This window comes from Leptothrix mechoopdaensis (SeqCode), assembly GCF_053893855.1.
Genome location: NZ_CM132699.1, coordinates 1,685,133 through 1,707,416, shown reverse-complemented (window position 1 = coordinate 1,707,416; position 22,284 = coordinate 1,685,133). Strand labels below are relative to the sequence as shown.

Below are 22,284 nucleotides of genomic sequence, written 5' to 3'. Positions count from 1 at the left end.
CGGAGAGGGGTCCAGACGAGGCTCCGGTGTCGCCCCGGGACGATCACCTCACGACACGTCCCGTCGCCTCACATCAGCACGATGTCGTACTGCTCCGGATTCATCGACGCCTCCGCCTGCAGCGAGATCGGCTTGCCGATGAAGTCGCTCAGGCCGGCGAGGTGCTGGCTTTCCTCGTCGAGCAGCATCTCGACGACGGCGGCGCAGGCGATGACGCGGAATTCCTTCGGGTTGAACTGGCGCGCCTCGCGCAGGATCTCGCGCAGGATGTCGTAGCAGACGCTGCGGGCGGTCTTGGTCTGGCCGCGGCCGCTGCAGGTCGGGCACGGTTCGCACAGCATGTGGGCCAGCGATTCGCGGGTGCGCTTGCGGGTCATCTCGACCAGGCCGAGCTGGGTGAAGCCGCTGATCGTCGTCTTGGTGCGGTCGCGCGCCAGCTGCTTGCGCAGTTCGGCCAGCACCTGGTCCTGGTGCTCGCTGCGGGACATGTCGATGAAGTCGATGATGATGATCCCGCCCAGGTTGCGCAGGCGCAGCTGGCGGGCGATGGCCTGGGCGGCCTCGAGGTTGGTCTTGAAGATCGTGTCGTCGAAGTTGCGCGCGCCGACGTAGCCGCCGGTGTTGACGTCGATGGTGGTCAGCGCCTCGGTCTGGTCGATCACGAGGTAGCCGCCGGACTTCAGCTCGACCCGCCGGCCCAGGGCCTTCTCGACCTCCTGGTCGATGCTGAAGAGGTCGAAGATCGGCCGCTCGCCCCGGTAGTGCTGCAGCCGCCCGACCGCGCTGGGCGTGTACTGGGTGCCGAAGGCGCGCAGCAGCTCGAACTGCATGCCCGAGTCGATCCGGATCGACTGCGTGTGTTCGTTGACCAGGTCGCGCAGCACGCGCTGGGTCAGGTTCAGGTCCTCGTGCAGCAGCGCCCCGGCAGGGCTCTTGAGGGCCAGCGCGCGCATCGTCGCCCAGGTCTTGCGCAGGTAGGCGATGTCGTCGGCGAGCTCGCGGTCATCGGCATCCTCGGCATTGGTGCGCAGGATGAAGCCGCCACCGCCACCGCTCTCGCGCGTGCCGACCAGCGCGGCCATGCGCTGGCGCAGCTGCTCGCGCAGCTCGGGCGAGCCGATCTTCTGCGAGATGCCGATGTGGTCGTCCTGCGGCAGGTAGACCAGCAGCCGGCCGGCCACGCTGATCTGGGTCGACAGCCGCGCGCCCTTGGTGCCGATCGGGTCCTTGATGACCTGCACGACCAGGCTCTGGCCCTCGAAGACCAGCTTCTCGATCGGCGGCATCGACGCCGCGTCGACGTGCGGTCCGCGGCCATGCGGCTGACCGGCGACGTGGACGTCGGCGACGTGCAGGAAGGCTGCGCGTTCGAGGCCGATGTCGATGAACGCGCTCTGCATGCCGGGCAGCACGCGCGCGACCTTGCCGAGGTAGACGTTGCCGACGAGGCCGCGTTCGAGCGTGCGTTCGAGGTGCAGTTCCTGCACCGCACCGTTCTCGACCACCGCCACGCGGGTTTCCTGCGGCGACCAGTTGACCAGGATGTCTTGCATGCTCAAGCGTGCTTTCGTGGGCCGGCCAGGCGGCGCGGCGGACTCGGGAACTTCGTCGGGGTGGGGTACGCGGCCGGCGGCCGACGGATCACGTCAGAGCGGCCAACCGTAGCGCCGCAGCAGCACGGCGGTCTCGTGCAGCGGCAGGCCCATGATGCCCGAATGGCTGCCGTGAACGACGCTGGCCCAGGCACCGGCACGGCCCTGGATGCCGTAGGCGCCGGCCTTGCCCATCGGCTCGCCGGTGTCGACATAGGCGCGGATCTGGCGCGGCGTCAGCGGCTCGAAGCGCACCCGCGAGACCTGCAGCGCCGCCTCGGTCCGGCGCGCGGTGCCGACCGCGACGGCGGTCAGGACGCGGTGTTCACGCCCGGCCAGCTCGGCCAGCATCGCGCAGGCATGGTCGGCGTCGACCGGCTTGGCCAGGATGCGCCGGCCGATCGCCACGGTCGTGTCGGCACACAGGATCGGCGCGGCCGGCAGGCCAAGGGTCTTCAGGCGACGCCGCGCGGCATCGAGCTTGGCGGCGGTGACCCGCTGCACATAGGCCGCCGGCGACTCGCCGCGACGTTCGGCTTCGAGCGCCTCGGCGTCCTCGTCCGGCGCCGGCAGCAGCGGCCGGTGGACGATGCCGAGCTGGTCCAGCAGCTGGGCCCGGCGCGGGCTCTGGGAAGCGAGGTACAGCCAGTCGGGACGTGGCATGGCGCGGGGGGCCTCAGGTCAATCGTGGTGATGCGCGGTGCTCATTCGCGGTGGTACGGATGGCCGATCGACAGCGTCCACGCGCGGTACAGGGCCTCGGCCAGCATGACGCGCACGAAGGCGTGCGGCAGGGTGAGGTCCGACAGCCGCAGGCTCTCGTCGGCGGTGGCGCGCAAGGCCGGATCGAGCCCGTCCGGGCCACCGACCAGCAACGCGGCGTCGCGGCCGTCGAGCTGCCAGGCCTTCAGCCGTTCGGCCAGCTGGACGGTGGTGACGCGGGTGCCGCGTTCGTCGAGCACGACCCGGCGGGCGCCCTTCGGGATCGCGGCCTCGATGCGCTGGGCCTCGGCTGCCATCAGCGCGTCGACCGGCTTGCCGCTCTGGCGCGACTCGGTCTTGACCGCCTTCAGCTCCAGCCGCAGCTCGGGCGGGAAGCGCTTGGCGTAGTCGGCGTAGGCCTCGTCGGCCCAGCCGGGCAGACGCTGGCCGACGGCCACCAGCAGCAGCTTCACCCGCAGCCTCGCCGGATCAGGCGCTGCGCTTGCGGGCCGGAGCCTTGGCGGGAGCCTTCGGGGCCGGGGCCTTCGCGGCGGTCTTGGCCGGGGCCTTCGGTGCCGTCTTCGCTGCGGTCTTCACGGCCGTCTTGGCGGCCGTCTTGGCAGCCGTCTTGCGGGCCGTCGTCTGCGTCGCCGTCTTGACGGCGGTCGTCGGCGCCTTGCGCTTGACGACCTTGCCCTCGGGCAGCACGACCAGCGACTGCACGGTGGTCGGGGCGCGACGGCCGGTCGTGCCGGTCGTCTTGCGGGCGACCGCCTTGCGGCCGACCGCCGTGCCGGGGGCGTCGGCCTTGCCGGCGTTCGGAGCGGTCTTGGAAGCCGGCTTGCGCGCGGCGGTCTTCGAGGTCTTGCGGGCCGGGCGGGCCATCGCGCGCTGGGTCAGGCCGTCCTCGTCATCGTCGACGCGGGTCTGCGAGGCGCGCACGGCGTTGTCGGCTGCGGTCAGGTGGTCGTCACGGCTGACGCGCGGGCTGCGGCGCTTGGCGGCAGGCGCGGGAGCGGGCGTCTCGTCCTCTTCCTCGACCGGCTCGCTGGCCTTGACCAGGCCGCCCTTGGCGGCGCCGAGCTTGATGCGGACCTGCTTGCCGCCCCAGATCTCTTCGAGGTGGTAGTACTGGCGGATCGCGGGTTGCATGACGTGAACGACGGCCGCGCCGCAGTCCACGATGATCCATTCGCCGTTGTCGCCACCCTCGGTGCTGAGGATCTGGCCGCCGGCGCTGCGGACCGCGTCGCGCACGCTCGCGGCCAGCGCGTTGGTCTGGCGATTGCTCGTGCCCGAGGCGATCACCACGCGCTCGAACAGCGGCGAGAGGTGTTCGGTGTTGTAGACGACGATGTCCTGCGCCTTGACGTCTTCGAGACCGTCGACGATGGCACGTTGCAGCTTGCGGATGTCCATGCGGGTGGTGTTTGGTGCGTTCTTGTCAGGGACGCTGTTGGGGGGCGCCAGGTGACGGGCGGTCGGGGGCGTTGACCGGTCCTGCGTCGGGCGATGCGGGCCTGTCCACAGGCTGCGCGGGGTCGGGATGGTACAGCCCCCGCCGTTCGATGAGATCGGCCACGCCCGGCGCAAGCCAGCCGGGCGCGAGAAGCTGCGCGGACTCGCCGCCCGCGAGCCGCCGCCGGATCGCCGTGGCGCTGGCCGGATGGGGCGGCATCGGCACGACCTGCCAGCGGTGCGGCACGCCGGCCAGTTCCGGCGACGGCACCGGCTCGACGCCGTCGCGCGCGGCCACCGCCAGAGCGACCCGGCCGAGCAGCTCGCGCCAGTCGCGCCAGCTGGTGAAGTTGGCGTGCTGGTCCTGGCCGATCAGCAGCCACCAGTCGACGTCCGGCGACTCGGCGGCCTGCAGCGCCCGCACGGTCTCGATCGTGTAGCTGGGCCCGCTGCGGTCAACCTCGATGCGCTCGACGCGCTGGCCGGGCGCATCGGCAATCGCCGCCTCGACCATCGCGACACGCTCGTCGGCCGGTGCCAGCTGGCGGCCGGCCTTCTGCCAGGGCTGGCCGGCGACGACCCAGCGCAGTTCGTCCAGACCCAGCGCCTGCACGGCCGCATCGGCCAGGGCCCGGTGACCCTGGTGGACCGGGTCGAAGCTGCCGCCGAACAGGCCGATGCGGCGCCGCGCACGGGCCGGCATCGGCGCGGCCATCTCAGGCCCCGACGCCCAGCCAGTCGCGCGGGCGCAGGAAGTCGGTGTAGAGCCGCGCCTCGGGCGTGCCGGGCTCGGGCGACCACTGGTAGCGCCAGTCGGCCTGCGGCGGCATCGACATCAGGATCGATTCGGTCCGGCCGCCGGACTGCAGGCCGAACAGCGTGCCGCGGTCCCAGACGAGGTTGAACTCGACGTAGCGACCGCGCCGGTAGCGCTGGAAGTCGCGTTCGCGCTCGCCGTAGGGCGTGTCGCGGCGGCGCTGGGCGATCGGCAGCCAGCCCTTGAGCAGCGCGTCGCCGACGTCGCGCAGCATCGCGAAGCTGCCCTCGGGACCGAGCTCGGCGAAGTCGTCGAAGAAGATGCCGCCGATGCCACGCGGCTCGTTGCGGTGCTTCAGGAAGAAGTACTCGTCGCACCAGCGCTTGAAGCGCGGATACAGCGCCGCGTCGTGCGGCGCCAGCGCGTCGTGGCAGGCCTGGTGGAAGTGGACCGCGTCTTCCTCGACGCCGTAGTAGGGCGTCAGGTCCATGCCGCCGCCGAACCAGCGCACCGGCACGCCGGCGTTCGGGCCCTGCGTCGGCGTGGCCGACAGCATGCGCACGTTCATGTGCACGGTCGGCACATGCGGGTTGCGGGGGTGGAAGACCAGCGACACGCCCATCGCCTCGAACGGCGCGCCGGCCAGTTCCGGCCGATGCTGCGTGGCCGACGGCGGCAGCGCCGTGCCGCGCACCTGCGAGAACGCGCAGCCACCGCGTTCGAGCAGCTCGCCGCCCTCGACCAGCCGGGTGATGCCCTTGCCTTCGAGCTTGCCGCCGGGCGGGCGCTCCCAGGCGTCGGTGATGAAGGCATGGCCGTCCTGCGCAGCCAGCGTGCTGCAGATGTGGTCCTGCAGGCCCAGCAGATAGCTGCGGACGGTGTCGTTGCTCAGCGAGGTGTCAGGCATGGCCGGCGTTCCCGTTCAGCGCTTGATGGCGCGATGGCCGATGTCGCGGCGGTACTGCATGCCGTCGAACTGGATGCCCTGCAGGCCCTGGTAGGCGCGCTGCTGGGCCGCCTTGACCGAGTCGCCGAGGCCGGTGACGCACAGCACGCGACCGCCGCTCGTGACGACCTGGCCCTGGGCGTCGATCGTGGTGCCGGCGTGGAAGACCATGCAGTCCTCCGTCTCGGCCGGCAGGCCGCGGATGACGTCGCCCTTGCGCGGCGCGTTCGGGTAGCCGCCAGCGGCCAGCACGACGCCCAGCGCGACGCGGCGATCCCAGTCCAGCTGGACCGTGTCGAGCGTGCCGTCGGTGGCATGCAGCAGCACCTCCAGCAGGTCGCTCTTCAGGCGCATCAGGATCGGCTGCGTCTCGGGGTCGCCCATGCGGGTGTTGAACTCGAGCGTCTTGACCTGGCCCTGCGCATCGATCATCAGGCCGGCGTAGAGGAAGCCGGTGAAGGGCACGCCGTCGCGGGCCATGCCGGCGATGGTCGGGCCGATGATCTCGTGCATCACCCGGTTGTGGATGTTGGGCGTGACCACCGGCGCGGGCGAGTACGCGCCCATGCCGCCGGTGTTGGGGCCGGTGTCGCCGTCGCCGATGCGCTTGTGGTCCTGGCTGGTCGCCAGCGGCAGCACGTTGCGGCCGTCGCACAGCACGATGAAGCTGGCTTCCTCGCCCTGCAGGAATTCCTCGATCACCACGCGCGCGCCGCCGCTGTTGTGCTGCACGCCCAGCGTGTTGTCGCCCAGCATCCAGTCGACCGCCTCATGCGCCTCGGCCAGCGTCATCGCCACCACCACGCCCTTGCCGGCGGCCAGTCCGTCGGCCTTGATGACGATCGGGGCGCCGATCCGGTCGACGTAGGCATGGGCGGCGGCCACGTCGGTGAAGGTGTCGTAGGCGGCGGTCGGGATGCCATGCCGCTTCATGAAGGCCTTGGCAAAGGCCTTCGAGCTCTCGAGCTGCGCGGCGGCCTGGGTCGGGCCGAAGATGCGCAGGCCGCGACGGCGGAACTCGTCGACCACGCCCTGCGACAGCGGCGCCTCGGGGCCGACGACGGTCAGGCCGATCTTCTCGGCTTGCGCGAAGTCGGCCAGCGCCTGGACGTCGCTCAGCGCGACGTTGTGCAGCGCAGGGCTCAGCGCGGTGCCGCCGTTGCCGGGCGCGACGAAGACCTTCTGCACACGCGGCGAGGCCGCGAGCTTCCAGGCCAGGGCGTGCTCGCGGCCGCCGGAACCGATCACCAGGACTTTCATGGGGAAACGTGTGTGGGAGGTGGAGGCAGGAACGACGCTCACGCGTCGATCTCGGCGTTGTGGAAGACGTCCTGCACGTCGTCGAGATCCTCGATGACGTCGAGCAGCTTCTGCATCCGCGCGGCATCGTCGCCGCTCAGCGGGATGCTGTTCTCGGCACGCCAGGTGACCTCGGCAATCTCGGCCTTCAGGCCGGCGGCCTCGAGGGCTTCCTTGACCGCCTCGAAGGCGGCCGGCGGGGTCAGCACCTCGATGGCGCCGTCGTCGTCGCTGATCACGTCATCGGCGCCGGCTTCCAGCGCGATCTCCATGACCTGGTCCTCGGACGTGCCCGGCGCGAACACCAGCTGGCCGCAGTGCTTGAACTGGAACGCCACCGAGCCTTCGGTGCCGAGGTTGCCGCCGTACTTGCTGAAGGCATGACGGACCTCGGCGACGGTGCGCACGCGGTTGTCGGTCATGGTGTCGACGATGATGGCCGCGCCGCCGATGCCGTAGCCCTCGTAGCGGATCTCCTCGTAGGTGACACCTTCGAGCGAGCCGGTGGCCTTGTCGATGTTGCGCTTGACCGTGTCGGCGGGCATGTTGGCCGCCTTGGCCTTCTCGACCGCCAGCCGCAGGCGCGGGTTGGCGGTGATGTCGCCGCCACCCTGGCGGGCGGCGACCATGATCTCTCGGATCACGCGGGTCCAGACCTTGCCGCGCTTCTCGTCCTGGCGGCCTTTGCGGTGCTGGATGTTGGCCCACTTGGAATGTCCGGCCATGGATGCTCCTGATGCGTCGTCGGATGGGCGCCGGCAGAGGCGTCACGGCTGGCGGAACCGTGCCCTCTCAGAGCCGGTGCCCCGGGTTTCTTCGATAGACTGCCATTCTACTTTTGGCCCTGAGCCTCACCCCCCGGAGACCCAACGATGGCCGACCCGATCCTGCTCGCCCAGCATGGCGAGATCCGCTGCGAACTGCTGCCCGCGCTCGCCAACCGGCACGGGCTCATCACCGGTGCCACCGGCACCGGCAAGACCATCACGCTGCAGAAGCTGGCCGAGAGCCTGTCGGCGATCGGCGTGCCGGTCTTCATGGCCGACGTCAAGGGCGACCTGACCGGCATCAGCCAGAAGGGTGGCGACAACCCGAAGCTGCTGAAGATCCTGGCCGAACGCGGCCTCGACACGCCCGAATGGGCCGCCTGCCCGACCACGCTGTGGGACGTCTTCGGCAAGCAGGGCCACCCGGTGCGCGCGACCGTCTCGGACATGGGTCCGCTGCTGCTGGCGCGCATGCTCAACCTCAACGAGACACAGCAGGGCGTGCTGTCGCTGGCCTTCAAGATCGCCGATGACAACGGCCTGCTGCTGCTGGACCTGAAGGACCTGCGCGCGATGCTGCAGCACGTCGGCGAGAACGCGTCGACCTTCCAGACCGAGTACGGCAACATCAGCGCGGCTTCGGTCGGCGCGATCCAGCGCGGCCTGATGCAGATCGACGAACAGGGCGGCGACCAGTTCTTCGGCGAGCCGATGCTGTCGATCGACGACTTCATGCAGACGGTCGACGGCCGGGGCGTCGTCAACATCCTCGCCGCCGACCAGCTGATGGCCTCGCCGCGGCTCTACGCGACCTTCCTGCTGTGGATGCTGTCCGAGCTGTTCGAGACCCTGCCCGAGGTTGGCGACCTGGACAAGCCCAAGCTGGTCTTCTTCTTCGACGAGGCCCACCTGCTGTTCAAGGACGCGCCGGCCGCGCTGGTCGAACGCATCGAGCTGGTCGTCCGGCTGGTGCGCTCCAAGGGCGTCGGCGTCTACTTCGTGACGCAGAACCCGCTCGACATCCCCGACGCCGTGCTCGGCCAGCTCGGCAACCGCGTCCAGCATGCGCTGCGCGCCTTCACGCCGCGTGACCAGAAGGCGGTCAAGTCGGCCGCCGAGACGATGCGCGCCAACCCCGGCCTGGACATCTCGACGGCGATCACCGAACTCGGCGTCGGCGAGGCCCTGGTCAGCCTGCTTGACGAAAAGGGCCGCCCGGGCGTGACCCAGCGTGTCTTCATGCTGCCGCCGGGCAGCCGCGTCGGTCCGATCGACGCGGCGCAGCGCCAGGCGCTGCTGGACGGCTCGCTGGTGGCGGGCGTCTACGAGAAGACCGTCGACCGCGAATCGGCCTACGAGATCCTCAAGGGCCGCGCCGGCCAGGGTGCCGGCAGCACGGCGGCGGCGCAGCCCATGTCCGGTCAGGCCGGTCAAGCCGGACAAGACGGCGCCCCGGCGCAGGACGGCGGCGGCAGCGACCTGGCCGGCAGCGTGATGAGCGGCCTGGGCAGCCTGCTGTTCGGCACCACCGGCCCGCGCGGCGGCCAGCGCGACGGCATCGCCCAGGTGCTGGTCAAGTCGGCCGTGCGCCAGGTCGGCTCCAGCGTCGGCCGCGAGATCGTGCGCGGCGTGCTGGGCTCGCTGCTGGGCGGCTCGACCGGCACGCGCCGCCGCCGCTGAGGTCGTCAGGCCGACGGACCGCCGTCGGCATCACCACCCCTCCCCATCCCTACCTCCAACCAGTCCCCACGCCCCGCATGAGCGCACCCTCCAGCGACGCCAACCCGGCCGCCGTCAAGCCCGCCAACTTCCTGCGCACGATCATCGAGCGCGACCTCGAGGCCGGCACCTACGCCCAGCGCCACTTCGCCGGCACGCCCGGCGATGCGGCCCACCATGCCGCCGGACCGCTGGACGCCGCCCGCGTGCGCACCCGCTTCCCGCCCGAGCCGAACGGCTACCTGCACATCGGCCACGCCAAGAGCATCTGCCTGAACTTCGGCCTGGCGCGCGACTACGGTGGCGTCTGCCACATGCGCTTCGACGACACCAACCCGGAGAAGGAAGAGCAGGAATACGTCGACGGCATCCTCGACGCGGTGCGCTGGCTCGGCTTCGGCTGGGACGCGCCCGACGCGACGGCGCCCGGCGGCTCGCGCAGCCACCTGTTCTACGCCAGCAGCTACTTCGACTTCATGTACCGCGCCGCCGAGCACCTGATCGAACGCGGCCTGGCCTATGTCGACGAGCAGACGCCCGACGAGATGCGGCGCAACCGCGGCGACTTCACGACGCCCGGCACCGACAGCCCCTTCCGCAGCCGCAGCCCGGCCGACAACCTGGCCCGCTTCCGCGAGATGCGCGACGGCGTGCATGCCGACGGCGCGATGGTCCTGCGCGCGAAGATCGACATGGCCTCGCCCAACATCAACCTGCGCGACCCGGCCCTCTACCGCATCAAGCACGCCGAACATCACGCGACCGGCAAGGCCTGGTGCATCTACCCGATGTACACCTTCGCGCACCCGATCGAGGACGCGCTGGAGCGCATCACCCACTCGATCTGCACGCTCGAATTCGAGGACCAGCGCCCGTTCTACGACTGGCTGCTCGAACGCCTCGCCGAAGGTGGCCTGCTGGCCCAGCCGCTGCCGAAGCAGTACGAGTTCGCGCGGCTGAACATGACCTACATCATCACCAGCAAGCGCAAGCTCAAGCAGCTGGTCGACGAGGGCCATGTCAGCGGCTGGGACGATCCGCGCATGCCCACCATCGTCGGCCTGCGCCGGCGCGGCTACACGCCCGAGAGCCTGCAGCTGCTCGCCGAACGCACCGGCGCGAGCAAGGCCAACAGCTGGATCGACTACAGCTGGCTGGACATCGCGCTGCGCGACGACCTGGAAGGCAAGGCCGCGCGCGCGATGGCCGTGATCGACCCGGTCAAGCTCGTGCTGACCAACTGGGCCGAGGTCTTCGGCAGCGACGGCCATGTCGAGGCCTGCGGCGCCCCGGCGCACCCGCAACGACCGGAGCTGGGTCAGCGCCAGTTCGGCCTGGGCCGCGAGGTCTGGATCGAGCGCGACGACTACGCCGAGCAGCCGCCCAAGGGCTTCTTCCGGCTGTTCCCGGGCAACAAGGTGCGCCTCAAGTACGGCTACGTGATCGAGTGCACCGGCGCCGAGAAGGACGCCGACGGCCACGTCACCGCCGTGCTGGCGCGTGTCGTGCCCGACACCAAGAGCGGCACGCCGGGCGCCGACAGCGTCAAGGTCAAGGGCGTGATCACTTGGGTCGGCGTGCACGACGGCATCGCCGCCGAGCTGCGCCTGTACGACCGCCTGTTCAGCGAGGCCCAGCCCGATGCCGGCGGCAAGGACTTCCTGAGCGCCCTGAACCCGGCCAGCAAGAAGGTCACGACCGGCTACCTCGAACCGTCGCTGCGCGGTGCGGCACCGGACCAGCGCTTCCAGTTCGAGCGCCACGGCTACTTCGTGACCGACCGGCTCGACCACCGCGCCGACCAGCCGGTGATCAACCGCATCGCCGGTCTCAAGGACGGCTGGACCAAGTGACTCACATGACGACGTCCGCGCCGCGCGGCGGCCTGGTCCGCACCCGCACCCACGAACTGGAGCTGCTGGCCCCGGCGCGCGATGCCGACATCGGCATCGAGGCCGTCAACCACGGCGCGGACGCGGTCTACATCGGCGGACCCGAGTTCGGCGCGCGCCACAACGCCGGCAACGGCGTGGCCGACATCGCCCGGCTGGTGGCCCATGCGCACCGCTACCACGCGCGCATCTTCGTCACGCTCAACACCATCCTGCGCGACGACGAGCTGGAACCGGCGCGCCGGCTGATCCACCAGCTGCACGATGCCGGCGTGGACGCGCTGATCGTGCAGGACATGGGTCTGCTCGAACTCGACCTGCCGCCGATCCAGCTGCACGCGAGCACGCAGACCGACATCCGCACGGTCGAGAAGGCGCGTTTCCTGCAGGACGTCGGCTTCTCGCAGATGGTGCTGGCGCGCGAGCTGGACCTGGGCCAGATCCGCGCCATCGCCGATCAGGTGCCACGCGCGACGCTCGAGTTCTTCGTGCACGGCGCCCTGTGCGTGGCCTACAGCGGCCAGTGTTACGTCAGCCATGCGCACACCGGCCGCAGCGCCAACCGGGGCGACTGCTCGCAGGCCTGCCGCCTGCCCTACACCGTCACCGACACGCAGGGCCGCATCGTCGCCCACGAGCAGCACGTGCTCTCGCTGAAGGACAACAACCAGAGCGCCAACCTGGCCGCGCTGGTCGATGCCGGCATCCGCAGCTTCAAGATCGAGGGCCGCTACAAGGACCTCGGCTACGTCAAGAACATCACCGCGCACTACCGCCAGCTTCTCGACGCGCTGCTGGAACAGCGGCCCGAACTGGCGCGGACCTCGCACGGCCATTGCCGCTACACCTTCACGCCCGATCCGGACCGCAACTTCAACCGCGGCTCGACCGACTACTTCGTCAACGGCCGGAAACAGGACATCGGCGCCTTCGACACGCCCAAACACGCCGGCCTTCCGCTGGGCTGGGTCACGAAGGTCGGCAAGGATCACCTGGAGGTCCAGCTCGACGAGGACGTCAGCCCGCTCAACAACAACGACGCGCTGACCTACCAGGACCTGCAGGGCGAACTGGTCGGGATGCCGATCAACACGGCGGTCGCGGTCGATGCGGCACGCCGGCTCTGGCGCATCGTGCCCAAGGATCCGCTGCCGTCCTACAAGGACCTGCGACGCGACCTGGCGCTGCGCCGCAACCGCGACATGGCCTGGGACCGGCTGCTGGACAAGCCGTCATCGGAACGGCGCATCGGCGTCTGGATGACCTTGTCGGACCGCCCCGACGGCCTGGCCCTCACGCTGGTTGACGAGGCCGGCACCGAAGCCGTCGCCACGCTGGCCGTCGAACGCCAGCCACCACGCGACCTGGCACGCGCCGAGTCGACGTTGCGCGAGCAGCTCGGCAAGCTCGGCACGACGATCTATGCGCCGCACGAGATCCGCATCGCCTGCGAACAGCCGTGGTTCGTGCCGGCCAGCGCGCTGAACGCGCTGCGGCGCGCGGCGGTCGAGGCACTGGATGCCGCGCGTCTGGCGGCCCTGCAGCCGCTGCCGCGCGACGCCGCGGTCGAGCCGCCGGTCCCTTATCCCGACGACACATTGAGCTACCTGGCCAACGTCTACAACCAGAAGGCGCATGACTTCTATGCGCGTCACGGCGTCCAGGTGATCGAGGCGGCCTACGAGAGCCACGAGGCGCTCGGCGAGGCCAGCCTGATGATCACCAAGCATTGCGTGCGCTGGTCGCTCAGCCTGTGTCCGAAGCAGGCCAAGGGCGTCCAGGGCGTGCAAGGCACCGTGCGGGCCGAGCCGATGACGATCCGTCACGGCGACGAGGTGCTGACGCTGCGCTTCGACTGCAAGCCCTGCGAGATGCACGTGGTCGGCAAGATGAAGCCCAACGTGCTGACCCAGGCCCGCCGCGAGGAACGCCTGCGCGCGGCCGAGGGCGTGCCGATGACCTTCTACAAGGCCCGGCCGACCGCCTGAGGCGGACGACCGGCGGCGCTCGGTGCGCCGAGCTCAGTGCGCCGAGCTCAATGTGCTGCGGCGGGCACGTCGTCGGATTCCGGCGTCGTCTTCTCGCCGGGCACCGCCTTGCGGGCCAGCAGCGTGTAGACGGTCGGCACGACGAACAGCGTCAGCAGCGTGCCCACCGTCATGCCGCCGACGATGACCCAGCCGATCTGCTGGCGGCTCTCGGCACCGGCGCCCTTGGCCAGGGCCAGCGGCAAGGCGCCCAGCACCATCGCGCCGGTCGTCATCAGGATCGGACGCAGGCGCAGCGAGGCGGCCTCCAGCGTGGCCTCGACCACCGCCCGGCCCTGCTGGCGCAGCTGGTTGCTGAACTCGACGATGAGGATGCCGTGCTTGGTGATCAGGCCGACCAGCGTGATCAGGCCGATCTGCGAATAGACGTTGAGCGTGCCGCCGCTCCACTGCAGCGCGGCGAGTGCGCCGACCATCGACAGCGGCACCGCCAGCAGGATGATGAACGGGTCGACGAAGCTCTCGAACTGGGCCGACAGCACCAGGAAGATGAACAGCAGCGCCAGCACGAACACCAGCCCCAGCGCACCGCTGGAGGCGCGGAACTCGCGGCTCACGCCGTTCAGCTCGGTCGTGTAGCCGGGAGGCAGGACCTTGCGCGCGGTCTCGTCCATGAAGCCCAGCGCCTCGCCGAGCGAATAGCCCGGCGCGAGGTTGGCCGTGATCGACACCGAACGGCGCTGGTTGAAGTGGTTCAGCTCACGCGGGCTGACCGACTCGCGCACGGTCACCAGCGAGGACAGCGGCACCATCGTGTCGTTGCGGCCGCGCACGAACAGGCGGTCGATGTCCTCGGGCGTCGTGCGGCCGGTGGCCCCCGTCTGCACCAGCACGTCGAACTGGTCGGCATCGCGTTTGTAGCGGGTCACGGCCCGACCGCCGAGCATGGTCTCGACGGTGCGCGCGACCTGGTCGACCGACACGCCGGCATCGGCCGCGCGTTCGCGGTTGACCTCCATCAGGATCTCCGGCTTGTTCAGCCGCAGGTCGCTGTCGGCCTGCACGATGCCGGGGTTCTTGCCCATCTCGGACAGGATCTGCTGCGTGACCTTCGACAGGTTGGCGTAGCTGTCGTTGGTGACGACGACGAAGTTGACCGGCCGCTCGCGGAAGCCCTGGCCGAGGCTCGGCGGCGTGATCGGGAAGGCCGTCACGCCCGGCAGGCTGGCGAACTGCGGCTGCAGGGCGCGGGCGATCTCCTGGGTGCTGCGGCTGCGTTCGGCCCAGTCGACCGTGCGCAGGATCGCGGTGGCCTGCGCCACCGTCGGGTTGCCGGTGATGACGAAGTTGCGGTCCAGCTCCGGGTACTGCTCGGCGATGCGCTCGATGGCGCGCGCGTAGCGGCCGGTGTAGGCCAGCGTCGAGCCGTCCGGCGCCGTGACGTTGGTGATGATGACGCCGCGGTCCTCAATCGGCGCCAGCTCGCTCTTGGCACCCTTGTAGAGCCACCAGCTGCCGCCGGCCGAGGCGGCCATCACGATCAGCACGATCCAGCGCTGGTGCAGCACGAAGGACAGCGCCGCCGTGTAGCCGCGCGTCAGGCGGTCCAGGCCGGCCTCGATGACGCGGTCGAACACGTTGGGCTTGGGCTCGTGGCGCAGCAGCACGCTGCACATCATCGGCGTCAGCGTCAGCGCGACGAAGCCCGAGACGATCACCGCGCCGGCCAGCGTCAGCGCGAACTCGACGAACAGCCGACCGGTGCGGCCCGGCGTGAAGGCCAGCGGCGCGTAGACGGCCGCCAGCGTCATCGTCATCGCCACGACCGCGAAGCCGATCTCCTTGGCACCCTTCAGCGCCGCCTGGAACGGCGCGAGCCCTTCCTCGACGTGGCGGAAGATGTTCTCCAGCACGACGATCGCGTCATCGACCACCAGGCCGATGGCCAGCACCAGCGACAGCAGCGTCAGCGTGTTGACCGTGAAGCCGGCGGCGGCCATCAGCGCGAAGGCGCCGATCAGGCTGACGGGGATGGTCACCAGCGGGATGATCGCGGCGCGCAGGTGGCGCAGGAACACGAACACCACCAGCGCGACCAGCACCACCGCCTCGGCAATCGTGTGATAGACCGAATCGACGGAACGGTCGATGAACACGGCGTTGTCGTTGGCCACCAGCACCTTGAGGTCGGCCGGCAGGTCCTGCTGCAGACGCGGCAGCATGGCCCGCACGGCGGCCGAGACTTCCAGCGGGTTGGCCGTCGCCTGGCGGACCACGCCGGTCGAGATCGCCAGCTGGCCGTTGAGCCGCACGATCGAACGCTCGCTGGCCGGCGCCTGCTCGATGCGGGCGACATCGCGCAGCCGCACCGTGTAGCCGTTGACCAGCTTGAGCGCCACCTCGCCGAACTGCGCCTCGGTGTTCAGGTCGGTGCGCGAGGTGACGTTGAACTCGCGCTGGCGGCTCTCGATGCGGCCGGCCGGCACTTCCAGGTTCTGGCGCCGCAGCGCGTCCTCGACGTCCTGCGTGGTCAGGCGGTAGGCGGCCAGCCGGTCCGGGTCCAGCCAGATGCGCATCGCGTAGGTGCGGTCACCGTTGATCTGCACGTCGGCCACGCCCGGCACCGTCTGCAGGCGCGGCTTGACGATGCGGTTGATCACGTCGGTCATCTGCAGCGCGCTGAGGCGGTCGCTGCTGAAGGCCAGGAAGATGGTCGGCGTCGCGTCGGCCTCGACCTTGGCGATGACGGGTTCGTCGATCGCGTCGGGCAGGCGGCCGCGCACCCGCGAGACCCGGTCACGCACGTCGGCGGCGGCGTCGTCGGGGTTCTTCTCGAGCTTGAAGCGCACCGTGATCTGGCTCTGCTCGGCGCGCGAGATGGACGTGACGATGTCGACGCCGTCGATGCCGGAGATCGAGTCCTCCAGTGGCTTGCTGACCTGCGACTCGATGACCTCGGCCGAGGCACCGATCAGCTTGGTGCGCACCGTCACGACCGGCTCGTCGATGCGCGGGTATTCGCGCACCTGCAGGCGGCTGTAGGAGACCACGCCGACGAGGATCAGCATCAGCGACATCACGGTCGCGAAGACGGGGCGGCGGATCGAGATTTCGGACAGACGCATGCTGCGCTCCTGCGGGATGCTGCGGGGTGCTCAGGGCGCCTTGGCGACGTCTGCGCCAACGTTGCCGCTGGCGGACTTGCCGGCACCGGAGGCGGCGCTGGCCGCACCGGCCGCGCCGGACGCAGCACCCTTCGGGCCGCCCGGCTTGTTCAGGTCGACCAGCCGCACCGGCGCGGGCGTGTCGCCACGACCCAGCCGCGACTGCCCGGCGCTGACGACCGAGTCACCAGGCTTCACGTCGCCCTTGATCTCGACGATGCCGGGCAGGCGCATGCCGACCTGGATCTCGACACGACGGGCCTGCGGGCCCTTCTCGCCCGGTTCGACCTTGAAGACGAACTGCTTGTTGCCCTGCGGCACCAGCGCTTCCTCGGGCACCACGAGCGCCTTCTCGCGCACGTCCATCACGGTCCGGACGCGGGCGAACATGCCAGCCTTCAGGATCTGGCCCGGATTGGCCAGCCGGGCGCGCACCAGCAGCGAACGGCCGTTGGCGTCGACCTGGGCATCGACCGCCTCGACCTGGCCCTTGAAGGCCTGGCCGGGCAGCGCGTCGAACTCGGCCTCGATCGAGGCGCCGGGCTTGAGGCGACCCAGCACGCGCTCGGGCAGGCGGAAGTCCAGCAGCATCCGGCTGGTGTCCTCCAGGCCGACGATGTCGGCGCCGTCCTTCAGGTAGTCGCCGACGTTGACCAGCCGGATGCCGGTGACGGCGTCGAACGGCGCGAGGATGCGCATGCGCGCGACCTGGGCCTCGGCCAGCTTGACCTGGGCCTCGGCCACCGCGAGGTTGGCGGCGGCCTGGTCGACCGCGCTCGGGCTCAGGAAGTTCTGCGCGGCCAGATCCCGGCTGCGCTGCAAGTTGGTGGCGGCGATGCCGGCCTGGGCCTGGGCCTGGGCGAGCTGGGCCTGCTGCAGGCTGTCGTCGAGCTGCACCAGCCGTTCGCCACGGCGGACCCGCTGACCGTCACGGAAGTTCAGCGCGACGATGCGGCCGGCGACTTCCGGACGCAGCGTGACGCTCTGGTTCGACCGCATCGAGCCGATCGCGCGGACCTCGTCCTCCAGCCGGCGCTGCTCGACCTTGGCGACCTCGACCGGTGCCGGGCCGCCGTCACCGCGACGGCCGCCGCCACCCGAACCACCGCCCGAACCACCGCCGGACCCGCTCCCGGCCCCCGCCACCGACGACGCCGCAGCAGACGCGCCGGCGTCGGCACCCCCGCCGGACTTGTCCGCGCCGCCGCGGTTCTGGACCCAATAGGCGGCGCCAAGCAAGGCGACCAGACCGGCGATGGCGAGAGCTTTTTGCGTGATCTTCACGAGCGGGAACCTTGAGGGAAATCGCGGGCGAACGGACACGCCCGATGGAAACCGATTGCGGATTGTCAATGCGCCTGATGACTTCCGATCCGGGGGCTTGCACGACATCTGCAACACGGCGCCGGGCGTCGCAGCGGTGCGACGGCCGGAAATGGCAGAACCGGATCAGCCGCGTCGTGCGCTGTCGACGCCGCGGTTGGCGAGCGCATCGGCGCGCTCGTTGCCCGGATCGCCGTTGTGGCCGCGCACCCAGCGCCAGTCGACCCGGTGCAGCGCGGCCAGCGCCTCCAGGCGCTTCCACAGGTCGGCGTTCTTGACCGGCTTGCGGTCGGCGGTGAGCCAGCCGCGCGACTTCCAGCCGTGGATCCAGGTCGTGATGCCGTTCTTGACGTACTCGCTGTCGGTGTAGACGGTGATGCGGCAGGTCCGCTTCAGGCTCGCCAGCGCCTCGATCACCGCCGTCAGCTCCATGCGGTTGTTGGTCGTGCCGGCCTCGCCGCCCCACAGTTCCTTCTCGTGGCCGCCGCTGACCAGCCACGCACCCCAGCCGCCGGGGCCTGGGTTGCCCTTGCAGGCGCCGTCGGTGTAGATGACCACCTCGGGCAGGGCGATCGCGGAGGCGGGCGCTGCCGGTGTCGACGGGGCGGGCGCAGCGGAGGGCAAGGTGGAGCTCATCGGTTGTCGTCAGGTCGGAGAAGGCAAGCCCGCGAGTATCGGTCGCCGGATCCGCGCGGGACGTTCAGGCCTGACGCGAGCTGACCGCAGCCGCTGCGGCGCGGGTCGCCGGGCGGCGTTTCCAGGCCTTGCCGACGAGACGCATCGCCCGCACCCGCTTGACCGCCACCATCACGTAGGCCGAGCCCAGCACCGGCCACCAGCGCGGCCCTGCGCGGTCGAGCCAGGCGGTGCGTTCCAGCCAGGTCGCGCTGGCCAGCGGCGGACGCCAGCAGCCGAACTGGCCGCCCTCGTGCTCGAAGCCCAGCAGCCGCAGCCAGTCGCGCAGCCGGCGCCAGCCGATCAGCTCGGTTCCGCCCGGCACCGAGGGCTGGGTCCAGCCCATACGGGCGGCCATGTCGGTGCCGGCCTTGTAGGCGCCCCAGAGGCTGGCCGGATTGAAGCCGATGATGATCACGCGGCCTTCGGGCATCAGCACGCGCTCGACCTCGCGCAGCGTCTCGTGCGGGTCGGCGGCCAGTTCCAGCGTGTGCGGCAGCACGACCAGGTCCAGGCTGTTGCTCGGAAAGGGCAAGGCGTCATACTCCGCCAGCACGCTCAGCGGCAGCGGGCTGGGCGGGAAGACCGCCATGTCCTCCTGCGGCGGAGGTGCCAGATCGGCGAGCGCCGGGTCGCCGCTGCCGTCGGTCACCAGCCAGCGATGCGACATGCGGTTGCATCGCAAGCCCTGCAGCACCGGCCAGCCCAGCTGGACCGCGTGATAGCCGAACAGGTTGCTCACGAGAGCATCCAGCCGGTCCTGTTCCCAGGCCACCAGGTAGCGCCCCGGCGGGGTCGTGAGCCAGTGGTCGATCCCTATAATTGCGGACTCTTTTGCCATGAATCTGGTCGCGCTACCCGCCTTCGACGACAACTACATCTGGATGCTCCACGACGGACACAAGGCCCTCGTGGTCGACCCGGGTGATGCCGGGCCGGTGCGCGCCGCGCTCGAGCGCCAGGGGCTCGAACTCGGCGCGATTCTAGTGACGCACCACCATGGCGATCACGTCGGAGGGCTTGCCGCCCTGCTCGCCAGCCACCCCTGCACGGTGTGGGGTCCGGCACGGGAATCGATGCCGGTCGAGGTGATCCGGGTGCAAGGCGGACAGACCCTCCACGTCGACGCGCTCGGCGGCTTTCCCATCGACGTCATCGACGTGCCCGGGCACACCGCCGGCCATGTCGCCTACGTGGTGCCGGCGCTGGACGGCGAGGATCCGATCCTGTTCTGTGGCGACACGCTGTTCTCGGCCGGCTGCGGCCGGCTGTTCGAAGGCACGCCGGCGCAGATGCACGACTCGCTGTCGCGGCTGGCCGCGCTGCCCGCAGCGACGCGGGTCTGCTGTGCCCACGAATACACGCTGGCCAACCTGCGTTTCGCGCGCGCAGTCGAGCCCGACAACCCGGCCCTGCTGGCCCACCAGACGCTTTGCGAGACGCTGCGCGACGACCTGCAGCCCACGCTGCCCAGCCGGATCGGGCTGGAGCGCCAGATCAACCCCTACCTGCGCTGCGATCAGCCGCAGGTGAAGGCCAGCGCCGCCCTGCGTGGCGCCAACCCGGCCGACCCGGTCTCGGTCCTCGCGACCGTCCGGTCCTGGAAGAACGAGTTCCGATGAGCCCCTCCCTGCCCCGCCTGCCCGTCCGTGGCCGGCTCGCCCTGAGCCTGCTGGCGACCGCGCTGCTGGCCGCCTGCGCCAGCGCGCCACCGGTCGACGACGAGGACATGCCGCCCCCGCCGCCGCAGCTGACGACCCTGCCGAGCCGCACCCCCCTGACGCGCGAGGGCCCGCTCGCGCCGATCCCCGGCATCCCCGAGGTGGTGCGCCCGGCCGCATCGTCTACGGGTCGTGGCGAGGCCGGCAGCGTCTCCGCCCAGACCGGCCCGGGCTTCGAGGTCGGCACCCTGCCGACACCGGGCAGGCCGGCCATCGCCCTGCCGATCGAGCCCGAAACCGGTGTCGATGCCGCCGGCCAGCCGATCGACGACGTCGACAACGGCGACATCATCGATCCGGTGCAGGCGCGCCAGGACCTGTGGCAGCGCGTGCGCGACGGTTACGGCATCCCCGACCTGCCCGGCTCGTTGGCCGGACTGGTCGCCGAACACGAACGCTGGTACGCGTCCCGGCCCGACTACGTCGAGCGCATGACCACCCGCGGCGGGCGCTACCTGTTCCACATCGTCCAGGAAGTCCAGCGCCGCCGCATGCCGACCGAACTGGCGCTGCTGCCCTTCATCGAAAGCGCCTTCAACCCCCAGGCCATGTCGACCGCCAAGGCCTCGGGCATGTGGCAGTTCATCCCGTCGACCGGGCGCGACTTCGACCTGACCCAGAACGTCTTCCGCGACGACCGCCGCGACGTGCTGGCCTCGACCCGCGCCGCGCTCGATTACCTCGGCCGGCTCAACGCCGAGTTCAACGACTGGCAGCTCTCGCTGGCGGCCTACAACTGGGGCGAAGGCAACGTGCGCCGGGCCATCGCGCGCAACCGCCAGGCCGGTCTGCCGACCGACTACGCCAGCCTGCGCATGCCCAACGAGACGCGCCACTACGTGCCCAAGCTGCTGGCGGTGCGCAACATCGTGCAGCAGCCCGGCGCCTACGGCCTGTCGCTGCCGGTGCTGGAGAACCACCCCTACTTCATGGGCGTGCCGATCCGCCGCGACATCGACGTGGCGCTGGCCGCGCGGCTCGCCGGCATGCCGGTCGACGAGTTCAAGGCGCTGAACCCGTCGATGAACAAGCCGGTGATCCTGGCCGCCGGCACGCCGCAGATCCTGCTGCCCTACGACAACGCCGACGACTTCAAGCGCCGGCTCGATGCCCATGTCGGCCCGCTCGCGAGCTGGACCGCCTGGGTCGTCCCGGCGACGATGAAGCCGGCCGATGCGGCGCGGCGCGTCGGGGTCACCGAAGCCACGCTGCGCGAGATCAACCGGATCCCGCCGCGCATGCTGGTCAAGGCCGGATCGACGCTGCTGGTGCCGCGCCTGGCCCAACGCACCACCGATGTGCCGGAACATGTCGCCGACAACGCCCACATGGCGCTGGCGCCCGACCGCCCGCCGCTGCGCAAGGTCGAGGTGCAGGCCCGCAAGGGCGACACGATCGCCACGCTGGCGCAGCGATACCGCGTCAGCGCCGCGCAGTTGGCGCAGTGGAACAAGTTGAGCGTGCAGACGCGCCTGAGCGCCGGTCAGCAACTGGTGATCTGGCAGGCCGACACGTCGGCGCGGCCCAACCGCAACAAGGCGGCGCCAGCGCCGGTCCGCAAGAAGGCCGCAGCCACGGGCTCTTCGGTGCGGGTAGCCAACGCCGCGCGTTGATCGGCGGCTGGCCGCAGGGCTGGCCGGACCGCTTCAGCGCCGTTCGCTGAGCGCGTGGGCGATGGTGCCCAGATCGACGTACTCGAGCTCGCTGCCGACCGGCACGCCGCGCGCCAGACGGGTCACGCGGATGCCGCGCGGCTTGAGCGCCTCGGCGATCACGTGGGCCGTGACCTCGCCCTCGGCATTGAAGTTGGTCGCGACGATCACTTCCTCGACCGCCACGCCCGAGCCGGCGCCCTCGCCGTCCCAGACCCGCTCGATCAGCTCGGGCAGGCCGATGGCATGCGCGCCGATGCCGTCCAGCGGGCTCAGGCGGCCCATCAGCACGAAGTAGAGGCCGCGGTAGCTGCCGGTGCGCTCCAGCGCCGCCTGGTCGGCCGGGGTCTCGACCACGCACAGCTGGCGCGCATCGCGCGTCGGATCCAGGCAGGTCGCGCAGACCGGCTGTTCGGTGAAGGTGTGGCAGCGTGCGCAGTGCCGCACCTGGTCGACCGCCGTCTGCAGCGCATGGGCGATCTGCTGCGCGGCCGGGCGGTCGTGCTGCAGCAGGTGGTAGGCCATGCGCTGGGCGGACTTGGCGCCCACGCCGGGCAGGCGCTTGAGCGCCTCGACCAGCGCACCCAGCGCATCGACCGGCGGATGGCCCTGGCTCACGTCGTGGGCGC

General features: G+C 70.6%; 18 protein-coding genes. 5 read left to right on the top strand and 13 right to left on the bottom strand.

The genetic code is table 11. From position 1 onward, the window contains the following. Positions 1 to 68 precede the first annotated feature (68 nt). From rng to ACWA7K_RS07535, 8 genes are all read right to left on the bottom strand, one after another. The gene (rng, locus tag ACWA7K_RS07570; RefSeq protein ID WP_456168716.1) at positions 69 to 1,553 is read right to left on the bottom strand and encodes a ribonuclease G; all 1,485 of its coding nucleotides are present in this window, start codon (positions 1,551 to 1,553) and stop codon (positions 69 to 71) included. A 93-nt stretch (positions 1,554 to 1,646) separates the two neighbouring features. After that, entirely contained in the window at positions 1,647 to 2,255 is a 609-nt protein-coding gene (locus ACWA7K_RS07565) for a Maf family protein (protein ID WP_456167199.1), read from the bottom strand. A 41-nt stretch (positions 2,256 to 2,296) separates the two neighbouring features. Continuing rightward, entirely contained in the window at positions 2,297 to 2,767 is a 471-nt protein-coding gene (rlmH, locus tag ACWA7K_RS07560; protein ID WP_456167197.1) for a 23S rRNA (pseudouridine(1915)-N(3))-methyltransferase RlmH, read from the bottom strand. A 16-nt stretch (positions 2,768 to 2,783) separates the two neighbouring features. Next, positions 2,784 to 3,713, bottom strand: coding sequence for a ribosome silencing factor (rsfS, locus tag ACWA7K_RS07555; RefSeq protein ID WP_456167195.1), 930 nt, complete (start codon positions 3,711 to 3,713; stop codon positions 2,784 to 2,786). A 25-nt stretch (positions 3,714 to 3,738) separates the two neighbouring features. Beyond that, complete coding sequence (nadD, locus tag ACWA7K_RS07550) at positions 3,739 to 4,467, bottom strand: nicotinate (nicotinamide) nucleotide adenylyltransferase (RefSeq protein WP_456167193.1); 729 nt, start codon at positions 4,465 to 4,467, stop codon at positions 3,739 to 3,741. A 1-nt stretch (position 4,468) separates the two neighbouring features. Then, positions 4,469 to 5,416: an oxygen-dependent coproporphyrinogen oxidase gene (gene hemF, locus ACWA7K_RS07545; RefSeq protein WP_456167191.1), complete on the bottom strand. Its 948-nt coding sequence runs from the start codon at positions 5,414 to 5,416 to the stop codon at positions 4,469 to 4,471. A 15-nt stretch (positions 5,417 to 5,431) separates the two neighbouring features. Then, positions 5,432 to 6,715 (bottom strand): phosphoribosylamine--glycine ligase, encoded by a 1,284-nt coding sequence (gene purD / locus ACWA7K_RS07540; protein ID WP_456167189.1) that lies wholly within the window; start codon positions 6,713 to 6,715, stop codon positions 5,432 to 5,434. A gap of 38 nt (positions 6,716 to 6,753) precedes the next feature. Then, positions 6,754 to 7,479 (bottom strand): YebC/PmpR family DNA-binding transcriptional regulator, encoded by a 726-nt coding sequence (locus tag ACWA7K_RS07535; RefSeq protein WP_456167187.1) that lies wholly within the window; start codon positions 7,477 to 7,479, stop codon positions 6,754 to 6,756. A gap of 147 nt (positions 7,480 to 7,626) precedes the next feature. Here ACWA7K_RS07535 and ACWA7K_RS07530 point away from each other — a divergent pair, with 147 nt between their 5' ends. The 3 genes from ACWA7K_RS07530 (at position 7,627) to ACWA7K_RS07520 (ending at position 13,120) form a co-directional block, all read left to right on the top strand. Beyond that, complete coding sequence (locus ACWA7K_RS07530; RefSeq protein ID WP_456167185.1) at positions 7,627 to 9,201, top strand: helicase HerA-like domain-containing protein; 1,575 nt, start codon at positions 7,627 to 7,629, stop codon at positions 9,199 to 9,201. A 77-nt stretch (positions 9,202 to 9,278) separates the two neighbouring features. Further along, the gene (locus ACWA7K_RS07525; protein ID WP_456167183.1) at positions 9,279 to 11,093 is read left to right on the top strand and encodes a glutamine--tRNA ligase/YqeY domain fusion protein; all 1,815 of its coding nucleotides are present in this window, start codon (positions 9,279 to 9,281) and stop codon (positions 11,091 to 11,093) included. Positions 11,094 to 11,098: 5 nt separating this feature from the next. Then, positions 11,099 to 13,120: a peptidase U32 family protein gene (locus tag ACWA7K_RS07520; protein ID WP_456167181.1), complete on the top strand. Its 2,022-nt coding sequence runs from the start codon at positions 11,099 to 11,101 to the stop codon at positions 13,118 to 13,120. 47 nt (positions 13,121 to 13,167) lie between these two features. Here the strand turns inward: ACWA7K_RS07520 and ACWA7K_RS07515 are convergent, their stop codons facing one another. From ACWA7K_RS07515 to ACWA7K_RS07500, 4 genes are all read right to left on the bottom strand, one after another. After that, positions 13,168 to 16,245, bottom strand: a complete 3,078-nt coding sequence (locus tag ACWA7K_RS07515) for an efflux RND transporter permease subunit (protein ID WP_456167179.1) — start codon at positions 16,243 to 16,245, stop codon at positions 13,168 to 13,170. A gap of 30 nt (positions 16,246 to 16,275) precedes the next feature. Beyond that, positions 16,276 to 17,568: an efflux RND transporter periplasmic adaptor subunit gene (locus tag ACWA7K_RS07510; protein ID WP_456167177.1), complete on the bottom strand. Its 1,293-nt coding sequence runs from the start codon at positions 17,566 to 17,568 to the stop codon at positions 16,276 to 16,278. 165 nt (positions 17,569 to 17,733) lie between these two features. Then, on the bottom strand, positions 17,734 to 18,174 hold the full coding sequence (rnhA, locus tag ACWA7K_RS07505; RefSeq protein ID WP_456168714.1) for a ribonuclease HI: 441 nt from the start codon (positions 18,172 to 18,174) through the stop codon (positions 17,734 to 17,736). Between the two features lie 133 nt (positions 18,175 to 18,307). Then, positions 18,308 to 19,123, bottom strand: a complete 816-nt coding sequence (locus ACWA7K_RS07500; RefSeq protein WP_456167175.1) for a class I SAM-dependent methyltransferase — start codon at positions 19,121 to 19,123, stop codon at positions 18,308 to 18,310. On the opposite strand from ACWA7K_RS07500, the gene gloB reads away from it, so the two are divergent. Continuing rightward, positions 19,122 to 19,904 (top strand): hydroxyacylglutathione hydrolase, encoded by a 783-nt coding sequence (gloB, locus tag ACWA7K_RS07495; protein WP_456167173.1) that lies wholly within the window; start codon positions 19,122 to 19,124, stop codon positions 19,902 to 19,904. The two genes, ACWA7K_RS07500 and gloB, sit on opposite strands and share 2 nt — an antisense overlap. Further along, entirely contained in the window at positions 19,901 to 21,616 is a 1,716-nt protein-coding gene (locus tag ACWA7K_RS07490; protein ID WP_456167171.1) for a transglycosylase SLT domain-containing protein, read from the top strand. The genes gloB and ACWA7K_RS07490 overlap by 4 nt, the downstream gene beginning before the upstream one ends. A gap of 33 nt (positions 21,617 to 21,649) precedes the next feature. On the opposite strand, the gene recR is transcribed toward ACWA7K_RS07490, so the two are convergent. Then, on the bottom strand, positions 21,650 to 22,273 hold the full coding sequence (gene recR / locus ACWA7K_RS07485; RefSeq protein WP_456167169.1) for a recombination mediator RecR: 624 nt from the start codon (positions 22,271 to 22,273) through the stop codon (positions 21,650 to 21,652). Between the last annotated feature and the right edge of the window lie 11 nt (positions 22,274 to 22,284).

Excerpts from the sequence above, each read along its gene's own strand:
- purD (WP_456167189.1), bottom strand. The coding sequence starts at position 6,715 with ATGAAAGTCCTGGTGATCGGTTCCGGCGGCCGCGAGCACGCCCTGGCC.
- gloB (WP_456167173.1), top strand. The coding sequence starts at position 19,122 with ATGAATCTGGTCGCGCTACCCGCCTTCGACGACAACTACATCTGGATG.
- ACWA7K_RS07515 (WP_456167179.1), bottom strand. The coding sequence starts at position 16,245 with ATGCGTCTGTCCGAAATCTCGATCCGCCGCCCCGTCTTCGCGACCGTG.
- ACWA7K_RS07530 (WP_456167185.1), top strand. The coding sequence starts at position 7,627 with ATGGCCGACCCGATCCTGCTCGCCCAGCATGGCGAGATCCGCTGCGAA.
- ACWA7K_RS07525 (WP_456167183.1), top strand. The coding sequence starts at position 9,279 with ATGAGCGCACCCTCCAGCGACGCCAACCCGGCCGCCGTCAAGCCCGCC.
- ACWA7K_RS07500 (WP_456167175.1), bottom strand. The coding sequence starts at position 19,123 with ATGGCAAAAGAGTCCGCAATTATAGGGATCGACCACTGGCTCACGACC.
- ACWA7K_RS07535 (WP_456167187.1), bottom strand. The coding sequence starts at position 7,479 with ATGGCCGGACATTCCAAGTGGGCCAACATCCAGCACCGCAAAGGCCGC.
- nadD (WP_456167193.1), bottom strand. The coding sequence starts at position 4,467 with ATGGCCGCGCCGATGCCGGCCCGTGCGCGGCGCCGCATCGGCCTGTTC.
- ACWA7K_RS07490 (WP_456167171.1), top strand. The coding sequence starts at position 19,901 with ATGAGCCCCTCCCTGCCCCGCCTGCCCGTCCGTGGCCGGCTCGCCCTG.
- rsfS (WP_456167195.1), bottom strand. The coding sequence starts at position 3,713 with ATGGACATCCGCAAGCTGCAACGTGCCATCGTCGACGGTCTCGAAGAC.
- rng (WP_456168716.1), bottom strand. The coding sequence starts at position 1,553 with ATGCAAGACATCCTGGTCAACTGGTCGCCGCAGGAAACCCGCGTGGCG.
- hemF (WP_456167191.1), bottom strand. The coding sequence starts at position 5,416 with ATGCCTGACACCTCGCTGAGCAACGACACCGTCCGCAGCTATCTGCTG.
- ACWA7K_RS07520 (WP_456167181.1), top strand. The coding sequence starts at position 11,099 with ATGACGACGTCCGCGCCGCGCGGCGGCCTGGTCCGCACCCGCACCCAC.
- ACWA7K_RS07565 (WP_456167199.1), bottom strand. The coding sequence starts at position 2,255 with ATGCCACGTCCCGACTGGCTGTACCTCGCTTCCCAGAGCCCGCGCCGG.